This window comes from Bacillus sp. K2I17 (assembly GCF_002209985.1).
Lineage (GTDB): Bacteria > Bacillota > Bacilli > Bacillales > Bacillaceae_G > Bacillus_A > Bacillus_A wiedmannii.
Window position 1 is genome coordinate 1 of the sequence record NZ_NJGF01000086.1, and the last position, 5,463, is coordinate 5,463.

Annotated in this window: 4 protein-coding genes; 2 read left to right on the plus strand and 2 right to left on the minus strand. The window is 31.5% G+C overall.

All coding sequences use genetic code 11. The features are described 5' to 3' along the window. Window positions 1-209 precede the first annotated feature (209 nt). On the plus strand, window positions 210-1,907 hold the full coding sequence (locus CER22_RS30480; RefSeq protein WP_088610448.1) for a helix-turn-helix domain-containing protein: 1,698 nt from the start codon (window positions 210-212) through the stop codon (window positions 1,905-1,907). 161 nt (window positions 1,908-2,068) lie between these two features. On the opposite strand, the gene CER22_RS30485 is transcribed toward CER22_RS30480, so the two are convergent. Continuing rightward, a complete protein-coding gene (locus CER22_RS30485; protein ID WP_088610449.1) occupies window positions 2,069-2,536 on the minus strand; it encodes an RsfA family transcriptional regulator in 468 nt (155 codons plus the stop codon). A 353-nt stretch (window positions 2,537-2,889) separates the two neighbouring features. Between CER22_RS30485 and CER22_RS30490 the strand changes: the two genes are divergently transcribed. Next, window positions 2,890-4,539: a S8 family peptidase gene (locus CER22_RS30490; RefSeq protein WP_088610450.1), complete on the plus strand. Its 1,650-nt coding sequence runs from the start codon at window positions 2,890-2,892 to the stop codon at window positions 4,537-4,539. 326 nt (window positions 4,540-4,865) lie between these two features. On the opposite strand, the gene CER22_RS30495 is transcribed toward CER22_RS30490, so the two are convergent. After that, window positions 4,866-5,463 (minus strand): hypothetical protein (locus CER22_RS30495; protein ID WP_088610451.1); only part of this gene is annotated, 598 nt, incomplete at its 5' end.

Below are 5,463 nucleotides of genomic sequence, written 5' to 3' on the forward strand. Positions count from 1 at the left end.
AAGAGTTAGGGAAAGCAAAGCGCAAAAGAAATGCAAGTAAAGAAGAGTAGGTAAAAGAAAGAGCAAAGATGTTGCAAGTTAAAGGGTTAAGGAAAGAAAGACGCAAAATCTTATGAATATCTGTTACAATAGATTAAATAAAATAGTAGTAAAGAATTTTATGATAAAAACTACTTTGTTATGATCCATGGTTTAGGGAGGAATATAAAGTGGATAACTTATTACAAATGTTTCGAGATGCCTTGTTAATCTCTGAGCCAATTTATAAAACGAATGATCTAGTATGGAATAAGTGGAATGCATACTTTAAAGATGTTGAAAACAATAATAATAAAGTATTAACCTCACCTCATGCTTCCCCATCATTTACTGCATTAGTGTCTTGGCTAGAAAAAAAGGAAGAATCCGGTACTACATTAGTACAAATTTATGCCAAAATTGATTCCTATAAGGAAGAAATATATAAAGAAATTGAAGGATTTATAGACAAAGAATTTCAAAATGTAGCACCTTCAAATTCCAAAATATTAGAAAATGATCAAAATATAGATCAGACAAATATAGTGAACCATGAGGATTATTACGAGGTAAATAACTCTGCTGTTTATTATAAATTAAGAGATGGAATTGCAAAGAATCAATTTGAAGAGGATGATAATACCAAAGTTTTACAATATCCTATTGAAACGAAGTCTTCTAATGGGATGGCTCAACTTTCTTCACATAAAGACGAGGATTTAAGACTTACAAATATTGAAGAAGCTGCCCGATGGAATACCCTTGTTGATGATGTAATGAGTAATATGGATGATTTAACAGCAGATTGTTTAGATGCAATTACAATACAGTGGATCAACGAAGCAAAATCTCCAGATGAGTTTATTGATTTTTCATATGAGCAAGTTTTAGAGATGTGCAACATTCCAAAGACAGTCGTTAAAAATAAAGAATATTATCGAGCTGAAGATAAAATTAAAATAGCAAAAAGAATTGCCGCTTTAGCAAGTATTTTTATCTATTTAAATGATGATAATGAAGTCGTAGTATTAAATGATCGTGAAGATGAAGGGGAACGACTAGAATTAAAGCGTGAGGTTGTTAAGCGATTATTTGTATTAGATTCGGTTGTATTGTGGAGACATAGTGTTACGAATGAATATATGGGTATTGAATCTTGTCGTATTAAGCCAGGTAGCTTTTTAACCAATTATTTATATGGATCAAATAATACAACAGCATTATTGTCTAAAAAAGCACTTGAATACAATAGTTATAGACACAAATATCATAAAAGGTTAATTCGATACTTAACATGGCAATGGAGAATTAGACAAATGTATTCATCATTGAAAAAGCCATATTCTATAGGTGGGGACAAAGGGCTGCTAGCAGTAATGGATATCCCAAAAGATTGGAAGCCGAATCGTATTAGAGAACAGTTAGAAAATGTTCTAATGGATTTAGAAAATGAAAAAGTAATCTCTCATTGGGAGTATAGTGATCCACTTGATGAGCAACAAATTGGGAAACGTAATTGGTTTAAAAATTATTACACTAACTTAGGAATAACGATTTTACCACCTGAAGAAATGCTACAATCAATGGATAGGGTAATTGGAAAGAAGAGTATAGAAGAACCTCAAGAACAATTACCTGAAGTAACCGTTGTTGAAGAGGTAAAGAAGACTGTAGAATCAGTTGAACAAATAGAGAAAAAGATCCGTGACCAAATACTGAGAGTACACAATGAAAAAAAGGTAAGCATTCGTGAAATAGCAGATGAAATTAGTATTTCTCCGTCTACATTATCTAGGTTTTGTAATTATAAAACAAAACGCTTATCTAAAAAAGCATTAGAAAAGCTAACAAAATGGTGTGAAAGACAAGAAATATTAGAAAAGATGTAACATAGACTAAATATTTCTTTTAATAATAGTCAAATTAAAAATACACATACATTATGTATGTGTATTTTACTTATATACAAATATAAGAGTCTGAATTTTCTTTTTCAATGAAGATTTTGGAGGGCGAAAGTCCTACTAGAAAATCAATATAGTTATGCTGTTTAATCCACTGCCATTAAATTTCTTGTCTTATCAATATGATTCAGTAACATACAATACTCTTCTTCATACATATTTAAACGTTGTAGAAGGGATTGATTCTCAGCTTCTAAATCCTCAATTTGATTTTGTAACTTTGTCAATTCATTCACATCTTTATAATTTTGTAGAAAGAGAATAATGTTATCTAATGTAATAGGCAAAGAGTTTGTTTCTTTCTCTGGTGGGGAGAAGGGAATGTTGTTTCCCGCTTTTCGGTCTTGTTTTGCTTGTTGTATTTCTTCTTGATATTGTTTTCTCACATAAGAATTCCAACGAAATCCACAAGCTGCGGGTGTTCTAGCTAGTAGTTTTGCTACTTCTTTAAATGCAGCTAACTGTGTTCCACCGTTACGAATATTCTGAAGTACTGTTGATGCGAGGAGTAAATCGTTATCATCAGTCCAGGAATCTTGTCTTGAGATTACCACATTTTAACCTCCTTATATGCTTTATATTACATATATGCAATTACTCTAAATGATAGAAGCTCAACTTCTTTTGAAATAATTGGGGACAAGTTAATAGAAGTATGTATGATTTTACATGCAAAATTGCATTTAAGGTTGACTATTTCGCATAGCTGTAACTATAATGGTTACAGTTATGCAACTGAATGAATAAAATTACTGGTATGAATTAGTTGTATTAATGATGTATAAACAAATATTAAAGAATGAATGGAGTTGAAAATACAGTCCTACATATAAAACGCTTTGATAAAAAGAAGTTAGGTAATATACATTTTTTTATAATTATATATTGATAAGAAGAGGTGCACGTTTTGAAAATTTTTAAGGGAATTCTAGTTTCTTCAATTGCATTAACAGCATTTAATGGAGTAGGCGGATTACTTCCAAGTGAAAAATCAGAAGTTGCCTACGCAGCTACTTACAATTATTCAAATAAGCAATTAAATTCCACTATACATAAGCAAGTTACTAAACAATTAATTTTGAAATTTAAAAATGAAGCGAATATACCATATCAGGATGGAATAGAAAAATTCATTAAAGAAGAAAAACAAGATCCTGAATTCATTGGAATTTTAGCTGAATACCCAAATGTAACTATAAATCGACTTTTTAGTTCTTTAAATCCTAAAGAAATTAAAAATCTAGGTAAAGAAATAAAAGATTCCGATCATATTTCTTCTAATTTGCTAAACTATTATATTGTAGAAACTCAAGATGATATTGATGTACAAGCATTACTTACAAAAATTGAAAAATCATCTCTTGTTGAAACGGCGTATTTACAGGAGGAAGAGGCGCCACCAGAAGAGCGTTTGCCAAATTTATCTGTTAATCCATATGATGAGCCTAGACTTACAAGACAAGGTTACCTTGAACCAGCACCATTAGGAATTAACGCACCTTATGCCTGGAGTATAAAAGGTGGAGATGGAAAAGGAACTACTTTCGTAGATATGGAGTATGGGTGGTTATTTAGTCATGAGGATTTAGTGAATCAAAAGATTGAATTGATATCCGGACAGAATAGGAGTGAACACCATGATCATGGTACCTCAGTCTTAGGTATTGTTTCGGCAGAAGATAATAACATAGGTGGAATTGGGATTGCACCAAAAGCTAAGGTAAAGGTTGTATCTCAGTTTAGGGATAACGGAAATTATAATACAGCTGATGCTATATTAAGTGCAGTTAACAATATGCAAGCTGGAGATATTCTTTTATTAGAAGCCCAAGCAACTTACGATGGATATGGAGATAAGAATTATTTTCCTGTAGAAGTAAAACCGGATTTATTTGATGCAATTCGTCTGGGAACAAATAAGGGAATTATTATTATTGAAGCAGGTGCAAACGGCGGAAATGATTTAGATCAATTTAGAGACCGTAATGGTAAACAAGTTTTAAATCGTAATAGTCCTGATTTTAAAGATTCAGGGGCAATTATGGTTGGGGCAGCTTCTGCAAGGGTTCCCCATAAACGTTCATATTTCTCTAATTATGGTAGTAGGGTGGATGTGTATGGATGGGGGAATGCAGTAGATACAACAGATGCTAAACCAAGTGAATTTATAACAAATCTATATACATCTAGTTTTGCTGGAACATCTAGTGCATCGCCTATTATTGCTGGTGCTGCAGCATCAATTCAAGGAATTGCAAAAAATAATCAGAGAAAAGTATATACACCAAGCCAGCTTAGGGATATCTTAAGTGACCCTAGTACTGGAACGAAATCTAACGATCCAATCTCTGATAAAATTGGTGTTTTACCTGACTTAAAAGCCATTTTATCTAAACTTGGTTTTTCACCAAACTTAGGTAATGATTCTTCCATTGTATTTCCTGAGGAACAAGAAGTAAATAAAGGGAATAAGGGAAATGAAGGATCTACTATTACATTCCCAAAAGAAGATTCCGCTAATAGTGAAGGGGACTCTAGCTTTATTTTCCCAGAATAATTGTAGGGATATCTTCTATTTAATATAAAGGAATTTTATATAACTAGTTGAGTATAATACTGGTGAGATAGGCTCTTATGTGTAATAGCATAAGAGCCTATCTGTTGTACTTTTAACTATATAAGAGGGAAAGTACTTCTTTAGATATTTACCTTGCTTAACAAACCAAACATTACAATGGACATAATGAATTCGTACTTGTGGGTATTTTTATTTTTTAAATTAATGGCGGGGCGGATCGATACGGTAGAAGCCCTTATTTTAAAATGTTATATTTTCATGGAATCTATAATTTTGTAAACTTCCGCCATTTATGTTTTTTTATTTTAATTTATTTGATCTGCATTCTTTTTTATAAGGAAGTTTTTCGTATTACTAATTGCTTGAATTGATTTAATTTTAATAGTAATTTTATTTGGAGATTGTATAATCTTATTAGTTGAATTATCTTTTATCTGTAAATTTGGCCCAGTAACAGCAATTGATTCTTTACCAATACTCATTATAAAACCTTTAATATGAATTTGTTCTAAAAATATTATGATGGGTAAATGAATTAATTGATAATCACGTAAAAGCTTTTGGATTTCATTTGTAATATCTTTAATATTTTTAGACGTGTCGATTTGATACTTAGAAATCGATTGTGAATTATTTTGTTGTATCTTGAATCTTTTTGACTCTGCTTGCGGAACAAGTGGGGATGGTAATTTTAATAAAACTGTGGAAATTTTTTGTGAACATGATGGAGTATTTGTAGGTTTTGATGAAACCGTAGATTTTTGTTGTGAACGTGATGGAGTATTCGTTGGTTCTGATGAAACTGTAGACTTTTGTTGTGAACGTAATGGAATATTCGTTGGTTCTGATGAAACTGAAGTATTTTGTTGTGAACGTGGTGAAGTATCTGTTGGTTCTGATGAA